The organism is Bartonella sp. MR110HLJHH (genome assembly GCF_042194225.1).
Taxonomy (GTDB): Bacteria; Pseudomonadota; Alphaproteobacteria; order Rhizobiales; family Rhizobiaceae; genus Bartonella; species Bartonella grahamii.
On sequence record NZ_JBHIMQ010000002.1, the window covers coordinates 109449 to 128151 of the forward strand.

15 protein-coding genes and 2 pseudogenes are annotated in these 18703 nt (G+C 40.4%); 16 read left to right on the forward strand and 1 reads right to left on the reverse strand.

Annotated elements, in window-relative coordinates:
* Window positions 1–149 precede the first annotated feature (149 nt).
* The 4 genes from tolQ to tolB all read left to right on the forward strand — a co-directional run bounded on the left by tolQ (window position 150) and on the right by tolB (window position 4219).
* Complete coding sequence (gene tolQ / locus ACFIKB_RS02370) at window positions 150–863, forward strand: protein TolQ (RefSeq protein WP_375652716.1); 714 nt, start codon at window positions 150–152, stop codon at window positions 861–863.
* A gap of 15 nt (window positions 864–878) precedes the next feature.
* Window positions 879–1331 (forward strand): protein TolR, encoded by a 453-nt coding sequence (tolR, locus tag ACFIKB_RS02375; RefSeq protein ID WP_273787696.1) that lies wholly within the window; start codon window positions 879–881, stop codon window positions 1329–1331.
* A gap of 106 nt (window positions 1332–1437) precedes the next feature.
* A complete protein-coding gene (locus ACFIKB_RS02380) occupies window positions 1438–2850 on the forward strand; it encodes a cell envelope biogenesis protein TolA (protein ID WP_375652717.1) in 1413 nt (470 codons plus the stop codon).
* 43 nt (window positions 2851–2893) lie between these two features.
* A complete protein-coding gene (tolB, locus tag ACFIKB_RS02385; RefSeq protein WP_015856942.1) occupies window positions 2894–4219 on the forward strand; it encodes a Tol-Pal system beta propeller repeat protein TolB in 1326 nt (441 codons plus the stop codon).
* 1079 nt (window positions 4220–5298) lie between these two features.
* Here the strand turns inward: tolB and ACFIKB_RS02390 are convergent.
* Entirely contained in the window at window positions 5299–6045 is a 747-nt protein-coding gene (locus tag ACFIKB_RS02390; protein WP_005774608.1) for a YebC/PmpR family DNA-binding transcriptional regulator, read from the reverse strand.
* Between the two features lie 367 nt (window positions 6046–6412).
* Here ACFIKB_RS02390 and ACFIKB_RS02395 point away from each other — a divergent pair, with 367 nt between their 5' ends.
* The 12 genes and pseudogenes from ACFIKB_RS02395 to ACFIKB_RS02450 all read left to right on the forward strand — a co-directional run bounded on the left by ACFIKB_RS02395 (window position 6413) and on the right by ACFIKB_RS02450 (window position 18675).
* Window positions 6413–7108 (forward strand): DUF1013 domain-containing protein, encoded by a 696-nt coding sequence (locus tag ACFIKB_RS02395; protein WP_375611764.1) that lies wholly within the window; start codon window positions 6413–6415, stop codon window positions 7106–7108.
* A gap of 202 nt (window positions 7109–7310) precedes the next feature.
* The gene (gene pal / locus ACFIKB_RS02400; protein ID WP_015856939.1) at window positions 7311–7832 is read left to right on the forward strand and encodes a peptidoglycan-associated lipoprotein Pal; all 522 of its coding nucleotides are present in this window, start codon (window positions 7311–7313) and stop codon (window positions 7830–7832) included.
* A 52-nt stretch (window positions 7833–7884) separates the two neighbouring features.
* Window positions 7885–9657 carry a tol-pal system protein gene (locus ACFIKB_RS02405; protein ID WP_375652719.1) on the forward strand — a complete coding sequence of 591 codons (1773 nt, stop codon included), beginning with the start codon at window positions 7885–7887 and terminating at the stop codon, window positions 9655–9657.
* An 18-nt stretch (window positions 9658–9675) separates the two neighbouring features.
* The gene (gene tilS, locus ACFIKB_RS02410) at window positions 9676–11163 is read left to right on the forward strand and encodes a tRNA lysidine(34) synthetase TilS (protein ID WP_375635538.1); all 1488 of its coding nucleotides are present in this window, start codon (window positions 9676–9678) and stop codon (window positions 11161–11163) included.
* Between the two features lie 114 nt (window positions 11164–11277).
* Window positions 11278–13428 (forward strand): ATP-dependent zinc metalloprotease FtsH, encoded by a 2151-nt coding sequence (ftsH, locus tag ACFIKB_RS02415; protein WP_375635539.1) that lies wholly within the window; start codon window positions 11278–11280, stop codon window positions 13426–13428.
* Window positions 13429–13975: 547 nt separating this feature from the next.
* Window positions 13976–15349, forward strand: coding sequence for a phosphoglucosamine mutase (gene glmM, locus ACFIKB_RS02420; RefSeq protein WP_375635540.1), 1374 nt, complete (start codon window positions 13976–13978; stop codon window positions 15347–15349).
* A gap of 282 nt (window positions 15350–15631) precedes the next feature.
* Window positions 15632–15814 (forward strand): hypothetical protein, encoded by a 183-nt coding sequence (locus tag ACFIKB_RS02425; protein ID WP_375652720.1) that lies wholly within the window; start codon window positions 15632–15634, stop codon window positions 15812–15814.
* Window positions 15815–16114: 300 nt separating this feature from the next.
* Window positions 16115–16225 (forward strand): annotated as a pseudogene (locus tag ACFIKB_RS02430) (type II toxin-antitoxin system RelE/ParE family toxin); the annotation flags it as partial.
* A gap of 16 nt (window positions 16226–16241) precedes the next feature.
* Window positions 16242–16513 (forward strand): annotated as a pseudogene (locus ACFIKB_RS02435) (HigA family addiction module antitoxin).
* A gap of 169 nt (window positions 16514–16682) precedes the next feature.
* On the forward strand, window positions 16683–16871 hold the full coding sequence (locus tag ACFIKB_RS02440; RefSeq protein ID WP_375652721.1) for an antitoxin VbhA family protein: 189 nt from the start codon (window positions 16683–16685) through the stop codon (window positions 16869–16871).
* On the forward strand, window positions 16858–18378 hold the full coding sequence (vbhT, locus tag ACFIKB_RS02445) for a type II toxin-antitoxin system protein adenylyltransferase VbhT (RefSeq protein WP_375652723.1): 1521 nt from the start codon (window positions 16858–16860) through the stop codon (window positions 18376–18378). The genes ACFIKB_RS02440 and vbhT overlap by 14 nt, the downstream gene beginning before the upstream one ends.
* Before the next feature lie 78 nt (window positions 18379–18456).
* Window positions 18457–18675, forward strand: a complete 219-nt coding sequence (locus ACFIKB_RS02450; protein ID WP_375652724.1) for a type II toxin-antitoxin system RelB/DinJ family antitoxin — start codon at window positions 18457–18459, stop codon at window positions 18673–18675.
* Window positions 18676–18703: the final 28 nt, after the last annotated feature.

An 18703-nucleotide genomic window follows, 5' to 3' on the forward strand; every position in this document is an offset into this window, starting at 1 on the left:
CACTTTTTAAAGAAATTTAAGAAACAAGTCTTGTTTTAGCACATGAATTTATGTGAAACTAAGGTTTTTTACTTAAATTTAGAAACTATAAAATAATCTGTTTTATAGAATTTTAAAAAATACACCTTTTATTTAGAGGGACAAAAATTATGCCGCATGGTGAACTAACGAATCCGGAAACAATTGGAATGTTGCATTTGTTTATGCAAGCGAGTTGGATCGTGAAAGGTGTTATGATCGGGTTGCTGCTCGCTTCCATTTGGAGTTGGGCAATTATTTTTGATAAAATTTTTACGTATCGGAGATTACGGCGTGAAATAAAGCAGTTCGAACGTACATTTTGGTCAGGCAAAGCGCTAGAAGATCTTTATGCATCATGTAAAAGTCAACACACCAATAGTATATCCGCCGTTTTTATGGCGGCGATGATTGAATGGAAAAAATCTCTTGAAAAAGGGACCCATACATCGAAAAGTTTGCAGAGCAGAATTGATAAGGCTATGGATTTGACGCTGGGACGTGAAAGTGAAAAAATAGAATCAAAATTAAGTTTTCTTGCGACACTGGGATCTGCGGGGCCCTTTATCGGACTTTTTGGAACAGTTATTGGTATTATGGAGTCTTTTCTTTCTATTTCAGCTTCTCAAAATACATCACTTGCCATTGTCGCGCCAGGGATTGCAGAAGCGCTTTTAGCAACCGCTATTGGTTTGTTTGCAGCAATTCCAGCCGTTATTGCTTATAACAAGTTGACTCATGAAAGTGCGCGCATCATTGCACAAATAGAAAATTTTGCCGATGAATTTTCAACAATTGTATCGCGGCGTATTGATGAAACACGCACAGCACCTTCCTCATTATAAAAAGGAGCTTATCCCATGGGAATTTCTGTTGCTTCTTCTTCTCGAAAAAATACACGCAGGCGCTATCATTCACGAAGCCAACTGATGAGTGAGATCAATGTCACTCCTTTTGTGGATGTCATGCTGGTCTTGTTGATTATTTTTATGGTCTCTGCCCCCCTTTTAGTGAACGGTGTTCCTCTAGATTTGCCTCATAGTCAAGCGGGTCCCGTACGAGCTCAAAAAACGCCCCTTACGGTTTCACTTGACGCGCAAGGGCGCTTTGCCATTAATCAAGATTATTATGAAACGTCACAAGCACTGATTGCACACCTTAAAACTCTTCTGGAAGAAGATGCTACACAAAAAGATCAACGGGTTTTTGTGCGGGTTGCTAAAACTGTTGAATATCAGCAAGTATTAAAACTGCTGGCGGATATTCAAAAAGCGGGGTTTTCTCAAGTTGCGTTAGCAAGTCTAGCACAATAAATAATAAGTAATAAAATTTTCGCATAACCTGTTGTTTTTAAAGTGTTTAATAGAGCTCAGAGTGATTAAAAATGAAAAAATATAAGTCATAAATAAGGCATAAAGAATGAACAAAGACTCCTATCATAGCATGAAACGAGGCTTGGCTTTATCCCTTGTGGTCCATGTCATTTTTCTCAGTTGGGGAGCCGTTCAGTTTACAAGCTCTGTCTCTTTACCACAACCATTGGAAGCAATTCCCATCACTCTTGCTCCTTTAGTGGACGAGTTGTCCTCTCAACAAGGATCCGTGAAGGCTCCCATCCGTGCAATCCCTGCCGTTAAACCAACTATGCAACCACAAGAGAAAGAAGATGCACGCCATATTGGAGAGGGACAAATAGATAGTCTAGCACCTTTTCAACCAAAGGAAAAACTGCGTCCTGTTGAAACAGCATCGCTACCACCAAGCAAGAACACGTCAGAAACATTTGCACCCGAACTTACAAAACCAGAATTATTAGAAGCAAAAACAGAGGATACACCCAAGGTTGCGCCTGAGATGCCTTTGAGCGCGCCGGAGGATACTCCCAAAGTTGCACCTGAGATGCCTTTGAGCGCGCCGGAGGATACCCCCAAGGTTGCACCTGAGATGCCTTTGAGAGCACCGGAGGATACTCCCAAGGTTGCACCTGAGATGCCTTTGAGCGCGCCGCCGGAGGATACCCCCAAGGTTGCGTCTGAGATGCCTTTGAGCGCGCCGCCGGAGGATACCCCCAAGGTTGCGCCTGAGATGCCTTTGAGCGCGCCGGAGGATACCCCCAAGGTTGCACCTGAGATGCCTTTTAAGGCGCCGGAAGATGCGCTCAAGCCTGCGCACAAAAATGAAGAGATGATATCGCCAAAAGAATTGGCTCCAACGGTACAGAAGGTACCAGCAGAACAGATTGTTCATCAAGCGCCCAAAATTACACTTCCAGAAAAATCTCTTCTTCCACAGTTTAAACCAAAATTTGACGAAGAATTTCCAAGGAAGAATGCGGCTGCATTGAATCAAAAGACGCCAAAGCTTAACAAGAAAAACCAAGAAAAACAGACTATTGAAGATATTTTAGCACTGGAGGAAAATAATTTGCTCAATCGTGCGCGGTCACAAGGAGGGGGAGCAAAACGTTCTCATACACCAGAAGCTTTGGGCGCAAGAAAAAACATTGATGATACCACAAAAATGGCACAAACATTGGTCAATATTGCGGGGGCATGTATTCAACAGAAGCTTAAACTTGTGGCGCTTGGTGGCGATTTAAAAAACCGTCCGGTTGTGCGGTTGCGATTTTATTTAGATCGTGAAGGGATGGTTGTGGGCGATCCTATCATTGATCCCGTAAGCGGTCTTGAGAGTCAACAAGCTATTATGATAAGGCAGGTGTACGCCGCTGTCTTTTCATGCCAACCTTATGCAGATCTCCCACGTGATCAATATGATCTATGGGGGCAAGGTTTTGACTTTAATGTTGATCCCCTCCAAGAAATCAGATGATAAATGAGAAAAAATAAATTGGCTTAACGAAAGGACACATTCCATGATGACTATAACGAGACATAAAGTTTTTGCTTGGTTTATTGTCACTTGTGGGTTGTGGCTTTCAAGTATTTCATCGGGCTATGCGCAATTGAAAGGGACTATTTCGAGCGCTGATTTTAATCCCATTCCCATTGCAATTACAGACTTTATTTCCAATGATTCGATTGGGTTGAAAATATCTGCTGTGGTGACAGCCGATCTTGAGCGGTCGGGGCTTTTTTTACCGCTTAATAAAGAAAATTTTCTTGAAAATATTTCTAATCCTAATAAACAACCGCATTTTGCGTCTTGGCAGAAAATAAAAGCGCAAGGTTTAGTTACGGGGCAAGTCATGAGAGAAATCGATGGACGTTTGAGGGTCGATTTTCGTTTATGGGATGTTTTTGGACAAAGACAATTGAAAGGACGGCGTTTTTATACAGCGACAGAACGTTGGCGGCGTGTGGCACATATGATCGCAGATGAGATCTATAGTGAGATGACAGGAGAAAGTGGTTATTTTGATACACGAATTGTTTTTATCGATGAAACAGGCCCCCAAAATGCACGCATTAAACGCTTAGCAATGATGGATCAAGATGGCGCAAATTTGATTTATATGTCTGATGGAAGTGAATTGGTGCTTACACCACGTTTTTCCCCAAAAAGACAAGAAATGACCTATATGGCTTATGAGGACAATCAAGTACCTCATGTTTATCTTCAACAAATTGAAATGGGACAAAGAGAGTTGATCGGAACGTTTAATAACATGACAATTGCTCCGCGTTTTTCTTCTGATGGACAAAAGGTCATTATGAGTTTGTTACAAAATGATGGCAGTGCAAATCTTTACACCATGGATTTACGAACCCGTACGATGACGCGACTTACAACAACTTCTGCTATTGATACTTCTGCTTCTTATTCACCGGATGGAAAACAAATCGTCTTTTCCTCAGATCGTAGTGGAAAGCCGCAAATCTATAAAATGAATGCGGATGGGAGTGATATTCAGCGTATTTCTTCAAACGAGGGGAGTTATTCGACACCTATTTGGTCTCCACGGGGTGACTATATCGCCTTTACAAAACAATTAAGCGGACAATTTTCTATCGGTGTTATGCGCCCTGATGGACAAGGAGAACGAATTTTAACCACAGGGTTTCACAATGAAGGACCAACTTGGGCACCCAATGGTCGTGTGCTGATGTTCTTTCGCAAAAATCCCGGTATGGGACCAAAAATCTATACGATTGACATTACAGGACGCAATGAACGTCAATTACCCACCCCCAATGATGCTTCGGATCCAGCATGGTCGCCATTGCTCAATATACAGTAAAACAAAATGCTTAAAAACAGAACATAGAAGGAATATAGTCTATACAGTTTCAAGTTTACACAATCTCAATTGTCTTTAATTATTTAAAAGAAGGAATCGATTATAGTGGGCATGGGGAGTTATGTAGATTTCATCTATCATCTACGGTTGTTTATCGACAATAGAATTTCCTTGGGGGAAAATGCTTAAAAAATTCAAAAACAACATCTTGAAAAAATATAGTCGAAAATTCTGAGGTCTCTAGATTTCAACTTTTTATTCAAAGTGTCTCTCTATATTTTTTTGACTTCCTCTTTGATTTGGTTTGCGAAGAGTCCAGACTCTTGTCAAGGGTGTTTTTCTGCTGCTCTCTGATGTGTTTTATTCAAGTACGCTGTTGTTTTAGGTCAGAATATTGATTGATCGGTAATAGCAAAAGGACAGATTTTTAAGATAAATGACATTATTTTATGAAACATACGATGCCATAAAGTTAATGCTATAAAGTCAAAAATTTATCCGCAACGGATTAGAGAGATATACCGGCTTTTTGGATAATACTTTGCTAAACAATCAGCTCTGGCTTTCCATTTGCTTATTTTTATTCTGTGATGTTGTAAAAACACTGTCATTTGAGGTGTGGCGATATAAGGCATATAAACTTCCTTGAGATATTTAAGTGTTTTTTAAGTGCATGGCGAATATTTAGGGGAGTGTGTATTTTTTGAGCCTTAAGTTTCAAATGAATTCCATGAGTGATTCGTTATAGGAATACGTCAAGAAAATCCGAATTGTTTACAGACCAGATCATCTTCATTACTTGAGGGTGGGGAGGTTAATCTTAAAGAACAAAAAGATTAAATAGAGAGGGGTTATAGGGATAATCTTTGGGGCATGTAAGAAAGGCGTGAGACTACAGAGTTTTTTATGCTTTCTTTTTTGGGTTATGTTTTCTGGAATTAATGGCGGTTTTCTTGTTGCACCAATGGTTAGTCCCCGCTATTGACGCGGGGCTTTTATATGTGCGGATAAAGAGGCGAGGTGACAGATGCTTTTGAAGCCCTCATGAATGAAGAGAGGGCTTGTGCAAATGATAGGAATTATACAGATAATTTTGCCAAAATCTCATCGCTGACATCAAAATTGGCATAAACATTTTGTACATCATCATCTTCTTCTAATGTTGAAATCAGTCGTAAAACGGACAAAGCTTTTTCTTCATCTATTGGTGCAAGGGTGGTGGCTTTCCAAATCGTTTTAATCGATTCTGCTTCACCAAGTTTTGCTTCAAGTGTTTTGGAAACTTCACCAATATCTTCAAATGCGCAGGTAATATGATGTCCGGTTTCTTCTGATTGCACATCTTCAGCACCGGCTTCAATTGCTGCATCCATGATGTTATCGGCTGTCCCTGCTTCTGGCTTATAGATTATTTCACCAATCCGATTAAACATGAAACTGACCGATCCTGTTTCTCCTAGGGCTCCTCCTGATTTTGTGAAGGCGGCGCGCACATTTGAAGCGGTGCGGTTGCGGTTATCAGTTAAAGCTTCAACAATGACGGCAACGCCACCTGGTCCATAGCCCTCATAGCGTACTTCATCATAATTTTCGACATCGGTACCTGAAGCTTTTTTAATCGCGCGTTCAATATTATCTTTCGGCATCGATTGTGCTTTGGCATTTTGAACAGCCAGCCTTAAACGTGGATTCATGGCTGGATCAGGAGCACCTTGTTTTGCTGCTACGGTAATTTCCCGCGCAAGTTTAGAAAATATTTTCGAGCGCATTGCATCTTGACGCCCTTTACGGTGCATAATATTTTTAAATTGTGAATGGCCAGCCATAGTTTTCCTTCCTATTTTAGGGCTTTCTTTCCAGTTGGATACTCTTTAGAATTTAAGGCGACAAAACACGCATCCCACCAGAATAAATGTGCCACAGCATGAGGTGAAGTAATCGAATAAACCCTTTATAAGAAAATTCATCTTAAAGGTAAAGACACCTTAGTTGAGGATCATTACAAGAGAGATCTCTTGTCGTTGAGCAAAAATAACGCTATAACAGAATGTAATCTCATGGCAAAATGGTTTATTCCATGCCTCGCTTTGTTTTAGGAGTGGTTGGAGAGACCTAACATATAAAAAGTTCTAGTGCTCTTGAGTGGGCGGTAACCGGCCTCATAGAAGAGGCGCAGAAGAGGATTTATAAAAAATGGCAACGCAACTTTTGATGCCCAAAGCAACAGCTGTTTGGTTGGTTGATAATACAGCTCTTTCTTTTGATCAGATTGCAGAATTTTGTAAATTGCATGTTTTGGAAGTAAAAGCTATTGCCGATGGTGATGCGGCTTATGGTATTAAAGGTTTAGATCCGATTAGTTCTGGGCAATTGACGCGCAGTGAAATTGCACGGGTGGAGGCTGATCAAAACGCACGCTTGAAAATTTCTCAATCTAGGGTGCATATTCCTGAAAAAAAACGCAAAGGGGCGCGCTATATCCCTCTTTCTCGACGCCAAGATCGTCCCAATGGTATCCTATGGTTGGTTACGAACCATCCTGAGTTGAAAGATGCACAAATTGCACGGTTGATTGGGACAACAAAAGCGACAATTGAACAAATCCGCCTTAGAACCCATTGGAATAGTGCAAATTTGGTTCCTCTTGATCCTGTAGGACTTGGTTTGTGTTCGCAAATCGATTTAGATTTTGAGCTCCAGCGTGCGGCGAAAAATCGCCCTGTTGCTGCAGAAGAAGATAGGTCGTTGCTTCCCGCTTCTGTGACGGAAAACGCTGCCCTAGAGGAAAATGAGAGTGAAGAAAATCTGCATAAGACTTTTGATGCTGATAAAGTTTTTGCAAAGCTGAACGCGCTGCAAAAAAATCGTCAAGATCAAGATGATGCATAAAAAGCCATGACGTATAAGGGAAACATTTCTTATGGAAATGTTAGAGGAGTGGCTGGAGAGAAGAAAAATTGGCAGAGACTCAAAAATAAAAATGATGACCAAAAAAACAGAAAAATTTCGTCTTCATTAGGAATTAACGGTTATTCTTGAAAATATTTTTAAGAATTTACCCTTCTTTACGACACTCAAGGAGAAACGGACTATGCGCTCTACCCAAAAAACCTTCTCTCATTCCTTAGCTGTCCTCTTTTTTTTCGCACTATGCTTGGCTGGGTGTGGCAAAAAAAATGTCGGTGCACTTAACGGTATGAATGGCGCTTATATGAATGATGCTGGTTTGAATCAGGTGCCACCAGGCTCAGGACAAGAATTTACGGTTAATGTGGGTGATCGCGTGTTTTTTAGTCTCGATTCTTCTTCACTTGATGCTGATGCTGAACGTATTTTAACGCGCCAAGCGGAATGGTTGCTTCATTATCCTTATTATTCTATTATGATCGAAGGTCATGCTGATGAGAGGGGAACACGTGAATATAACTTGGCACTTGGACAGCGCCGTGCTGTTGCTGTACGAAACTATTTGGTGTCTCTAGGTGTGTCTGAACAACGGATTCAAACAATTTCTTACGGAAAAGAAAGACCTGTAGCGGTCTGTGATGATATTTCCTGTTGGAATCAAAATCGACGTGCTGTGACAACGTTGAGTGACATGAATAGTCATTAAAAAGAAGATTGTTTGTTTCAACTATTCAATAAGCTCTTAAGGGGAAAAAGGAATGTATCGTAAAATCAATTGGAAAACACTCTTTTATATGGCGGTTTTTATAGCTTGTTCTACTTCACTTGTTCAAAGTGCGGCACGAAGGGCTTCCGAATATCCTGCACATGATACGGATAAAGTTGATGAAGTTGATAAGGCATCTAGCGCGGAGGAAAAAGCCACTGACACTGCTGATAAGGCTATTGATGCTGTGAAGAAAGCACCTGAAGCAGCTGATAAAGCAGCATCTAGCGCGGAGGAAAAAGCCACTGACACTGTTAATAAGGCTATTGATGCTGTGAAGAAAGCACCTGAAGCAGCTGATAAAGCAGCATCTAGCGCGGAGGAAAAAGCCACTGACACTGTTAATAAGGCTATCGATGCAGTGAAGAAAGCGCCTGATGCAGCTGATAAAGCAGCATCTAGCGTGGAGGAAACAGCTACTGACACTGTTAATAAGGCTATTGATGCAGTGAAGAAAGCGCCTGATGCAGCTGATAAAGCAGCATCTGATGTGGTGGAAACAGCCACTGACACTGTTAATAAGGCTATTGATGCAGTGAAGAAAGCACCTGAAGCAGCTGATAAAGCAGCATCTAGCGCGGAGGAAAAAGCCACTGACACTGTTAATAAGGCTATTGATGCTGTGAAGAAAGCACCTGAAGCAGCTGATAAAGCAGCATCTAGCGCGGAGGAAAAAGCCACTGACACTGTTAATAAGGCTATTGATGCAGTGAAGAAAGCGCCTGATGCAGCTGATAAAGCAGCATCTAGCGCGGAGGAAACAGCCACTGATACTGTTAATAAGGCTATTGATGCAGTGAAGAAAGCGCCTGATGCAGCTGATAAAGCAGCATCTAGCGTGGAGGAAACAGCCACTGATACTGTTAATAAGGCTATTGATGCAGTGAAGAAAGCACCTGATGCAGCTGATAAAGCAGCATCTAGCGCGGTGGAAACAGCCACTGACACTGTTAATAAGGCTATCGATGCAGTGAAGAAAGCACCTGAAGCAGCTGATAAAGCAGCATCTAGCGCGGAGGAAAAAGCCACTAGTGTTGTGGAGCACCAAGGGATTATTTTAGAGAATCAACAGGCTTTATTTAAAGATTATGATTTAGATAAGCTTTTGCATAAGATACGAATGGTGCTTGAGCATAACAATCTAAAAAATGTTAACAAGCAGTTTTATGGGCTTTTTGATAAAAAATCCCCGTCTGTTTATTCTTGCTCTTTTGAAAAGTCCGCTGTGGATGAAAAATCTCAGACTGTAAAAGAAGAGATAGAGCAGGAGCATAGTACAGGTGATCAGACAAAGGTTGCTGCTGTGGAAGCTAAGGTGGAGAGCCATGATCATGAAAACAGTCAACATTTTAACAAAGTGCATGAAGTAAGTGCTCCAATTGAAGCACATCAGAGTGACAATCTTTCTTCTTCTAAAGCTTTGTATAAGGAAGGGTATGATTTTATTCGTTCTGCCAACTATGTTGATGCTGAAAAAAGCTTTTGCGCTTTTCAAAATCGTTACAAAAAAGATTCTTTGAGTGATGATGCTTTATTTTGGTTGGCTGAATCTTTGTTGGGACAAAAACGCTATCATGAAGCAGCGCAAGTTTATCTTACCGCATGGTATGCAGATAAAAAGAAGCTCTATACCTCCGAGATTTTGCTGAAATTAGCAAGAAGTATGATCGCTCTTGAGCCAAATAAAGACGATTGTGCTCATTTTTTGAAAAAATCAAAACATCAAAAAACATTAGAGTCTATTTTTTGTAAACCTGCAAAATAAATAGCGAGGTTGTTTTCGGTGTGCGTTAGACTGGCAAGAAATCTCTTTAAAACATCGGATTTTATTCAGTGTCAGAAGTTGATTCTTGCCGTCTCAGGGGGAAGTGATTCTTTGGCTTTGATGTTTTTGGTCAAAGAGCATTTGGAAACTCTCTCAGTTCCTCCAGAAATGATTGTTGTCACGGTTGATCATCAATTGCGTAAAGAATCAACGCGTGAAGTAGAAACTGTTGCGAAAATTTGTCGAGTCCATCACATTAAACATATTGCTGTGCGGTGGGAAGGTGAAAAACCAAAGACGCATATTGCTTCCAGTGCTCGTGTTGCACGCTATGATCTCTTGGTTAAAGAAGCACAAAAACAAGGCGCATCAGTTATTATGACGGGCCATACACTCAATGATCAGGTTGAAACCTATCAAATGCGGTATCAACGTCTCCAAAAAAATAGAGGTGCGTTGCACGGTGAAGTTGGTGCCATGCGTGATGAGGTTTATTCCAGTGGTTTTGCCGGTGTTTTGCGCGGTGAAGCCGAAGGTATACATGATGAGGATCATGCCAGAGAAACGGGAAAAAATATTGCCGAAAAAAACTATGGTCCCCTATATGAGCGTGGTTTATCCTGTATTCCGCGTGAGGCGTTGTTGCATAGAAAAGTGCGTTTAATTCGGCCGCTCCTTGGTGTAAAACGCCAAACATTACGGAATTATTTACGCTTACAAGGACAAACATGGATTGATGATCCAACCAATGAAGATCGCAATTTTGAACGTGTGCGCGTGCGTCAATCTCTTCATCCTGAAAAATTGGCTTATATTGCTCAAAAAATAAATGAAGCCGCATTGCAGCGTCGTCAACAAGCGAAAAATATTGCTGATTTGATCTTAGCGCTGGATATTACTGTTAAACATGGGCGTTGTTTCATAGCAAAGCCTGCGCTATTTTTACAGAAACATTCCAGTTTTCCTTTTGTGGTGGGGCTCTTTGCGGTGTTGATGGGAGGGGGATTTTATTTGCTTCCCAATCAAAAATTAAGCATGCTTGTTCAAAAACTCTGTCTCGATTCTCCAGAAAAGAAGCGTTTTACTTATGCGGGCTCTGTTATTGAATATAACAAGTACGGAATTTCTTTGTGGCGTGAAGGGCGGAATATGAAAGAGGCTATCGTTGAGCCAGATAAAACTTTTATATGGGATGGGCGCTATCAGATCACAAATCATGGATCTGAGGCTATAAAGATTGGAGCCGCAAATTTAGAACAGCTGAAATTTTTATTGAAAAATAGCGATTTTGAGCTTGAAAAGCCTCATTTTCCCTCTTTACAATCGCTGCTGATGATCTCAAATCACAAAGGGTATGATATTCCAGAGTTGATTTCTCAAGCAGTTGTTCATAAACATGTTATAATCAAGCGGATTATGGCACCTTTCGATTGGCTTTCTTCACGAGAAGATGCTGCTGTGGTAAATATTGTGGAACCTTTTTTTAATATTGAGGTGAAAAGATAAAGGAAAATTACGTTAAAAGAAAATAAACAGCTTCTCATCCCTTGGCAAGGGGCTGACAAGGTTATATGTTAAGGGGAACTGTTTGAAATCTATATTTGATTAAGTGGGCTGAATATGAATTCCAATTACCGCTCTCTCCTCATTTGGGGAGTTATTGCCTTCATTTTGATTGTGTCGTTTTCTCTCTTTAATGGAGATAGTCAGCGTTCTGGTGGTGGAGAAGTCTCCTATTCTGAATTTTTGCAAAAAGTTGAGAATAATGAGTTGAAATCTGTGACCATTCAAGGTCAAAAATTAACAGGACAAACCATTGAACATAGAGCTATTTCAACCTATGCTCCTCGTGATCCAGGTTTGATACAAAAATTGGAAAGCAAAAACGTTAATGTTAAAGCTATTCCTGAAAGCTCTGGAAATAGCATTTTCCTCAATCTTCTCTTTTCCTTATTGCCTGTTATTATTATCGTGGGGGCGTGGGTCTTTTTTATGCGGCAAATGCAAAATGGATCACGCGGTGCAATGGGATTTGGGAAATCAAAAGCGAGATTGCTTAATGAAGCGCAAGGACGTGTTACCTTTAAAGATGTTGCTGGCGTTGAAGAAGCAAAGCAAGATCTTCAAGAAATTGTTGAATTTTTACGTGAACCACAAAAATTTCAACGCTTAGGGGGGCGTATTCCACGCGGTGTTTTGCTTGTTGGTCCTCCAGGAACCGGTAAAACTTTGCTAGCACGTTCTGTGGCAGGTGAAGCTAATGTGCCATTCTTTACCATTTCAGGGTCTGATTTTGTTGAAATGTTTGTTGGTGTTGGGGCGAGCCGTGTGCGCGATATGTTCGAACAGGCTAAAAAAAACGCACCTTGCATTATCTTTATCGATGAAATCGATGCTGTTGGACGTCATCGGGGGGCTGGACTTGGTGGTGGAAACGATGAACGTGAACAGACCTTAAATCAGTTGCTTGTCGAAATGGATGGGTTTGAGCCCAATGAAAGTATTATTCTTATTGCTGCAACAAACCGTCCCGATGTGCTTGATCCCGCGTTGTTAAGACCAGGGCGTTTCGACCGACAAGTTGTTGTGCCAAATCCTGATGTTTCTGGGCGTGAACAAATCTTGAAAGTGCATGTGCGCAACGTGCCTTTAGCACCTAACGTTGACTTAAAAATTTTGGCAAGGGGAACACCAGGATTTTCCGGTGCGGACCTGATGAATTTGGTAAATGAAGCTGCTCTTATGGCTGCGAGCCGTAATAAAAGAGTTGTCACGATGCAAGAATTCGAAGATGCCAAAGATAAGGTGATGATGGGGGCTGAACGTCGTTCAACCGCTATGACACAAGAGGAAAAGGAACTCACTGCTTATCACGAAGCAGGACATGCTATTGTGGCTCTTAATGTGCCGGTTGCTGATCCTGTCCACAAAGCAACAATCGTTCCAAGGGGAAGAGCATTGGGAATGGTGATGCAATTGCCTGAAGGTGACCGCTATTCCATGAGTTATCGATGGATGATTTCTCGTTTGGCCATTATGATGGGTGGACGTGTGGCTGAAGAATTAAAGTTTGGAAAGGAAAATATCACATCCGGTGCTTCTTCTGATATTGAGCAAGCAACTAAATTGGCGCGCGCAATGATCACACGGTGGGGATTTTCTGATCTGCTTGGAAATGTAGCTTATGGCGATAACCAAGATGAAGTCTTTTTGGGTCATTCTGTTGCGCGAACACAAAATGTCTCTGAAGAAACAGCGCGCATGATTGATATGGAAGTGCGTAAGCTTATTGATGATGCCTATAAAAATGCGACTAACATTTTGAAAACAAAAAGAAAAGAATGGTTTGCTTTGGCACAAGGTTTGTTGGAATATGAGACTTTAACGGGAGCTGAAATTAACGAAGTTATTGCAGGAAAGCCTCCTTCACGCACACAGAAAGATGAGGGTGCTGCGCCACGGGGATCTTCTGTTCCAAAAACTGGAAAAATGAAGACAGAGACAACAGTGGTAGATGAAAAAGATGCTGAAGCAGCCCCTCATAAAGCAGAGACCGATAAAGGCAAGGCAGGTAAAGCAGAGGAAGCTGTTGGGAAAAAAACAGCAAAATCCGGTAATGTTGAGCCTAAGGAGGCTCAGTCTAAAGAAGTGCAATCGGATGAGACTGAGAAAAAAGCGCAAAGCACAAAAGGTACCACAAAATCAGTCAACCGCTCTAAAAGTAATGCTGAAAAGAAGTCCAGTACTGCGGGAGATGATAAAGAAAAATAAGAACTGTTTAATAACGCTTGAGTAACGATGTTTTAGGAAAATTTCTAAATTCTTTGAGAAAGGCGCAAGCAAAGCTTGCGCCTTTAATGTAATATTTGCAAAAATATGGAAGCAAAAAATTAAGCAAAGCTGTTGTATGATGACAGTTTTAGCAGGCTATAAGGCGAGGTGGTATTTTCCTTTACGGATTTAGCAAGGTGTGAGGCTAGGCGATAGATTTCCTTGCGGATTTGGTAAGGTTTGAGGTTAGGTGCTGGGTTTCTTTACGGATTTAGCAAATGTGTGAGATTATCCTTTGGTTGTGTTCAAGAGATGTGTAAAGCATTTTGAGGAGATAATATTGCTTGTATGTGTGAGGGTGTAAACATAATTGGTTGAGAGGGGTTTAGATGTGTAGATGGTGAATAGGGTTCTTGATTGTCTAAATGCATGAAGGTTTAGACCAATGATCTGATTTTATATGGGGAGGGGGCCTATTGTACCAAGGGGGCTTGTTAGGGTTTTAAAGAAAAGCCAAGGGAAGAGTTATATATTAAAGGAAAGAGGCATGGTGCAAAAATATTTTGGTACAGATGGAATTCGGGGGAAAGCCAATTCATTTCCTATGACACCCGATTTTGCCATGAAGGTGGGGATGGCTGTAGGGGTTTTATTTCGCTCACAACATCAATCGCGTCGTGTGGTGATTGGCAAGGATACACGATTATCTGGCTATATGTTGGAAAATGCTTTGGTTTCAGGGTTGACTGCTGCGGGGATGGAAGCTTTTTTATTGGGGCCAGTGCCAACACCTGCTGTTGCAATGCTTTGCCGCTCTTTGCGAGCGGATCTTGGGGTGATGATTTCTGCTTCTCATAATCCGTTCTATGATAATGGAATTAAACTTTTTGGTCCTGATGGTTTTAAACTTTCAGATGATATGGAAGCGAAAATTGAACAATTGATCGATACAGATCTTTCAAAGTCTTTAGCAAGTTCTTCTGAAATTGGTTATGCAAAACGGGTTGAGGGGGATATTTATCGTTATATTGAATATGCTAAACGAACTTTGCCGCGTGATGTTCGCTTAGATGCTTTGCGTATTGTTGTGGATTGTGCCAATGGAGCTGCTTATAAAGCTGCTCCCCGTGCTTTATGGGAATTGGGGGCTGAGGTTTTTGCTATTCATGATGAGCCTAATGGTACCAATATTAATCAAAAATGTGGATCAACCGATTTAAGCTCTTTAAAACGAAAAGTGCATGAAGTGCGTGCTGATGTGGGGATTGCTCTTGATGGAGATGGAGATCGTGTTCTCATTGTTGATGAAAAAGCACAAACGGTTGATGGAGATCAGTTGATTGCTGTAATTGCTGAAAATTGGCATAAAATGGGACGATTACGGTGCAATGGTGTTGTCACAACGATTATGTCAAATCTTGGACTGGAGCGTTTCTTGAACAGTAAAGGGTTGCACCTTGTAAGGACAAATGTTGGAGATCGTTATGTTGTCGATGCCATGCGCCAAAAGGGATATAATGTTGGTGGTGAGGCTTCTGGGCATATCGTGCTTAGTGATTTTGGTACAACGGGCGATGGTTTGGTGGCTGCATTGCAGATTTTAGCCTGTATGAAAGAAAGTCAAAGCCCTATGAGCCAATTGTGTAAACGGTTTGAACCTGTGCCGCAAATTTTAAAAAATGTAACGATTAAAAATAAAAATGTACTGAAAAAAAATCCAGTCAAAGCGGCAATCGATAAAGCAACGCAACAATTGGGAAAAGAGGCACGGCTGGTGATCCGCGCTTCTGGAACTGAGCCGCTTATCCGCCTTATGGCTGAAGGCGATGCACGAGAAGTATTGGACACGGTCGTGACAGAGTTGATGGATGTTATTATCCATCATGATGTACGCATGGGTACTGCACTTGAGGAATCTTGAATTTTTTGAGAAAATTATCAGATCATCTTTTGATAAAGCTCTTATTGTAATGCGGGATGTTGGCAATTACAAAAAGGTATGGTAGCTATGTTAGTGATGTAATAACGGTAATGGATACTCTATCTACTAATCAATTAAATAAAAAAGAGAAAAATAGAGTTCTCATAAATATAACGCGTAGAGTGTTCTATAGTTCGTAAGATATTAAAACCATGCCTTCTTTTGCTTGTTCGTAAACTAGTTATTATTTTAACAGAGTTTATAGCAGGGGGGAGTTTATTAGTGTTATTCATTCTTTTTGCTGGATATACAGTGGGGGCAGATCCTTATGAACATCAAACAGCAATGGTCATTGGTTATATCGTCGTTATGTTTCTAAGTGCAGCTGCCAATTGGGGATATGATGCGCTCCTACTACGTTTAGCTTCCCTAATTATAAACTTATACTTTTCCGATAATGAGTAGAATAATGAGAAAGAAATGAGAATGATCAATTTTTTCACGACAGTTCTAATGTTTATAAAGTAAAAAAAGCCCTGTGATGTAAAAATTATGAACATTTTTTGTATCTTGGAGGGTTACACTCTATATTAATTTATGCTTTTAAGATTTAAACATAAAAGGATTGAAGCCTGCTATAATACTGGTACGACTAAAGGGTTTAGCACCGCCCATGCTCAAAAATTAAAGCGTATTCTAGGTGCCTTTGAAGTTGCTATATCGCCAAATGATTTCAATTTTCCGTCTTTTTGATTACATCTACTAAAGGGCGTTCTCAAAGGTTATTGGTCAGTTACCGTAAATGGAAATTGTCGCGTAATATTTCGCTTTAATGGCATAGATGTCGAAATGGTTGATTATCTGGATTATCATTAAAAAGGAGATCCAAACAATGATGAAGAATCCTTCACATCCCGGTGAATTATTGCGTGAAGATGTGATCAAAGAGCTTGGTTTATCCGTTAATGAAGCAGCAGAGCGGCTTGGTATTCTCGAGTGGCACTTTCTAGAGTTTTAAATGGAAAAGCCGCTATGAGTGCTAATCTTGCTATTAGGCTTGAAATGTCTGGTGTAAGCACAGCACGTGCTTGGCTTGCTATGCAAACAAATTATGATTTATCAAAAAAAATCCTTAACAACAGTCTCATGATCAAGATTGCATAAAAGAGTATCAAACGGCGGTTAAGTTTTTGCAACAGAGACATGTGGAAGAGCAAAATAATGCGATAGCGCGTACAAAATCAAAAGATGTGAACGCGGGTAAGATAAGGAATAAAATCTTGTTTCTGTAGTCTGTTTGGCTATAATAAATATAAGCAAAGGAGGGTTTTATATGTTGAGTGAAGAGGAAATTAAGCTGCGTCGCTTCTATGCTGAAAATGCATTGGCAAGCCAACGTTTAGAGGGATTAGAGCCAGATCCAAAAGTCGTTGCGCAAATGGAACGTGTTATTATTGGAGAGCTTGAAACAAGTGATATCCTCAAAGATTATATGGAGCGGGTAAAACGTGGGGAAGTATAAGGGGAGCGGTGATCCTTATACTGATCCTGAAACTGGTGTGATGTATAATCGGCTTGGTATTAAAGATGAAGCCACACTGCAGCGCGTAGAATCTACGATTTCTTATGTAAAATCTTTCGAATTTGTACATACTCCTATTGGTGGTAAGTTTGATCTGGATTACATGAAAGAGATTCATAGAAGACTGTTTGGCGACATATATGAATGGGCGGGACAAGTTCGTTTAGTGGATATTGCCAAAGGCAATAGTATGTTTGCTAGTTATAATCAGATTGAAAGTTATGCACCGAAGATTACAAAAAAGCTTGCAAAAGAACAGTATCTGCGTGGTCTTGGTGCTTATGACTTTAGCCAAAGGGCTGGATATTACATGGGCGAGTTGAATGCGTTGCATCCGTTTCGAGAGGGGAATGGGCGTACTCAGCGCGAATTTATGGTGCAACTTGCTCGTGAAGCTGGTTATCATATCAACTGGAAGGGTATTGAGCGACAAGAAATGACACGTGCGTCAATTGAAGCACATTTTGGTAATTCAGAATATCTGTCTGCACTCATCTATAAGAACCTTACCAAGTTTACAGAAAATAAAAGGGATGATGTTTCTCAAGGTATTGGCAAAAATATTGCTTTTTGCGTTGATCTTAATAAAGAGTGCTTGGAACAACAAAAAGAGAAGATTGAAACTCCTTGGGATAGAGAAAAGACAAGTTTTGCTAAACGTCAAAAAGAAGAACTTGAACAATTACAAAATGATTTGAATGTTGTTGCAAAAGCAACAGAACGAGAGCCATACCTTGCGGCTTATACGGATAACTCTAATCTAGAACAGAAGGTGCTAAGCGCTCTTAGAAATAAAAAATCTTACATTGATATGTTTAAGGAGTTAAACAGTCATTTAGCATCTATTTATAAAGATCCACAAGAGGCTGCGCTTAGGATTGAGCAAACGATTTTAGCAGGGAAAGGCGATAAACTCTCTGATATTTTGGATAGGGCACCTGATAGAGCGGGCGAACTGCGTGGATCAGATCGTTTTATCGATAAATTGAAGGCTACAGGAAAAGAACGAAAAGAAGCGCTTTATCATGTTCCTCTTGCTATTTCTTCTATTAAAATGCTTCAATCCTTTTATGAGAATTCTTATGAGACGCTGATGGTTAGTGTTACACGGGAGCGTGAACAGTTAAAAGTAGAGGTTCCGTCACTTTCACAAGAAGCAGTGACTTTTATGAAAAATGTTGAAGCTGGTCGTGATAGTTATTCAAAGATACCAGAGCAGGTTGGTGAAGAATTTTTAAAGCTGAAAAGTGCTTTAGATAAACGTTTTGGACAGGATGCTATTCATAAACAAGACTTTGACTTGTCAAAAGCAATCACGCCAAATCAGCCTCAAGATAAAAAGCTTGTGAAAGAGCTTCAAACAGCAGTTAAAGTTTTGCAACAGATACATACGAAAGAGCTAAATAATGTGATAGCGCAAACAATGTCAAAAGAAATTACACGATAAAGAAATTTAGAACATTAGAAACTTGTTATAATAACTCATTTGAGCCATACATAAGAAGGTAACTAAAGGAGGTTTACTATGGGCATAGCCGTAGATTCAAAAGATGTTATTCGAGCAAATATAGATAAGAAGTTGAAAAAAGAAGCCGGTGAAATATTAGCAAGTTTAGGACTTACGGTGTCTGATTTCATACGAATTTCCTTAGCTAAAGTTGTTGATGAAAGAGGATTGCCGTTTGATATGTCTATTTCTAATGCGAAAACGCTTAAAATTTTTGAAAAGAATGCAAAAGGATAAGATGTATACTTTGCGAAAGATATGAATG

Excerpts from the sequence above, each read along its gene's own strand:
- tolQ (WP_375652716.1), top strand. The coding sequence starts at position 150 with ATGCCGCATGGTGAACTAACGAATCCGGAAACAATTGGAATGTTGCAT.
- tolR (WP_273787696.1), top strand. The coding sequence starts at position 879 with ATGGGAATTTCTGTTGCTTCTTCTTCTCGAAAAAATACACGCAGGCGC.
- ACFIKB_RS02380 (WP_375652717.1), top strand. The coding sequence starts at position 1,438 with ATGAACAAAGACTCCTATCATAGCATGAAACGAGGCTTGGCTTTATCC.
- tolB (WP_015856942.1), top strand. The coding sequence starts at position 2,894 with ATGATGACTATAACGAGACATAAAGTTTTTGCTTGGTTTATTGTCACT.
- ACFIKB_RS02390 (WP_005774608.1), bottom strand. The coding sequence starts at position 6,045 with ATGGCTGGCCATTCACAATTTAAAAATATTATGCACCGTAAAGGGCGT.
- ACFIKB_RS02395 (WP_375611764.1), top strand. The coding sequence starts at position 6,413 with ATGGCAACGCAACTTTTGATGCCCAAAGCAACAGCTGTTTGGTTGGTT.
- pal (WP_015856939.1), top strand. The coding sequence starts at position 7,311 with ATGCGCTCTACCCAAAAAACCTTCTCTCATTCCTTAGCTGTCCTCTTT.
- ACFIKB_RS02405 (WP_375652719.1), top strand. The coding sequence starts at position 7,885 with ATGTATCGTAAAATCAATTGGAAAACACTCTTTTATATGGCGGTTTTT.
- ftsH (WP_375635539.1), top strand. The coding sequence starts at position 11,278 with ATGAATTCCAATTACCGCTCTCTCCTCATTTGGGGAGTTATTGCCTTC.
- glmM (WP_375635540.1), top strand. The coding sequence starts at position 13,976 with ATGGTGCAAAAATATTTTGGTACAGATGGAATTCGGGGGAAAGCCAAT.
- ACFIKB_RS02440 (WP_375652721.1), top strand. The coding sequence starts at position 16,683 with ATGTTGAGTGAAGAGGAAATTAAGCTGCGTCGCTTCTATGCTGAAAAT.
- ACFIKB_RS02450 (WP_375652724.1), top strand. The coding sequence starts at position 18,457 with ATGGGCATAGCCGTAGATTCAAAAGATGTTATTCGAGCAAATATAGAT.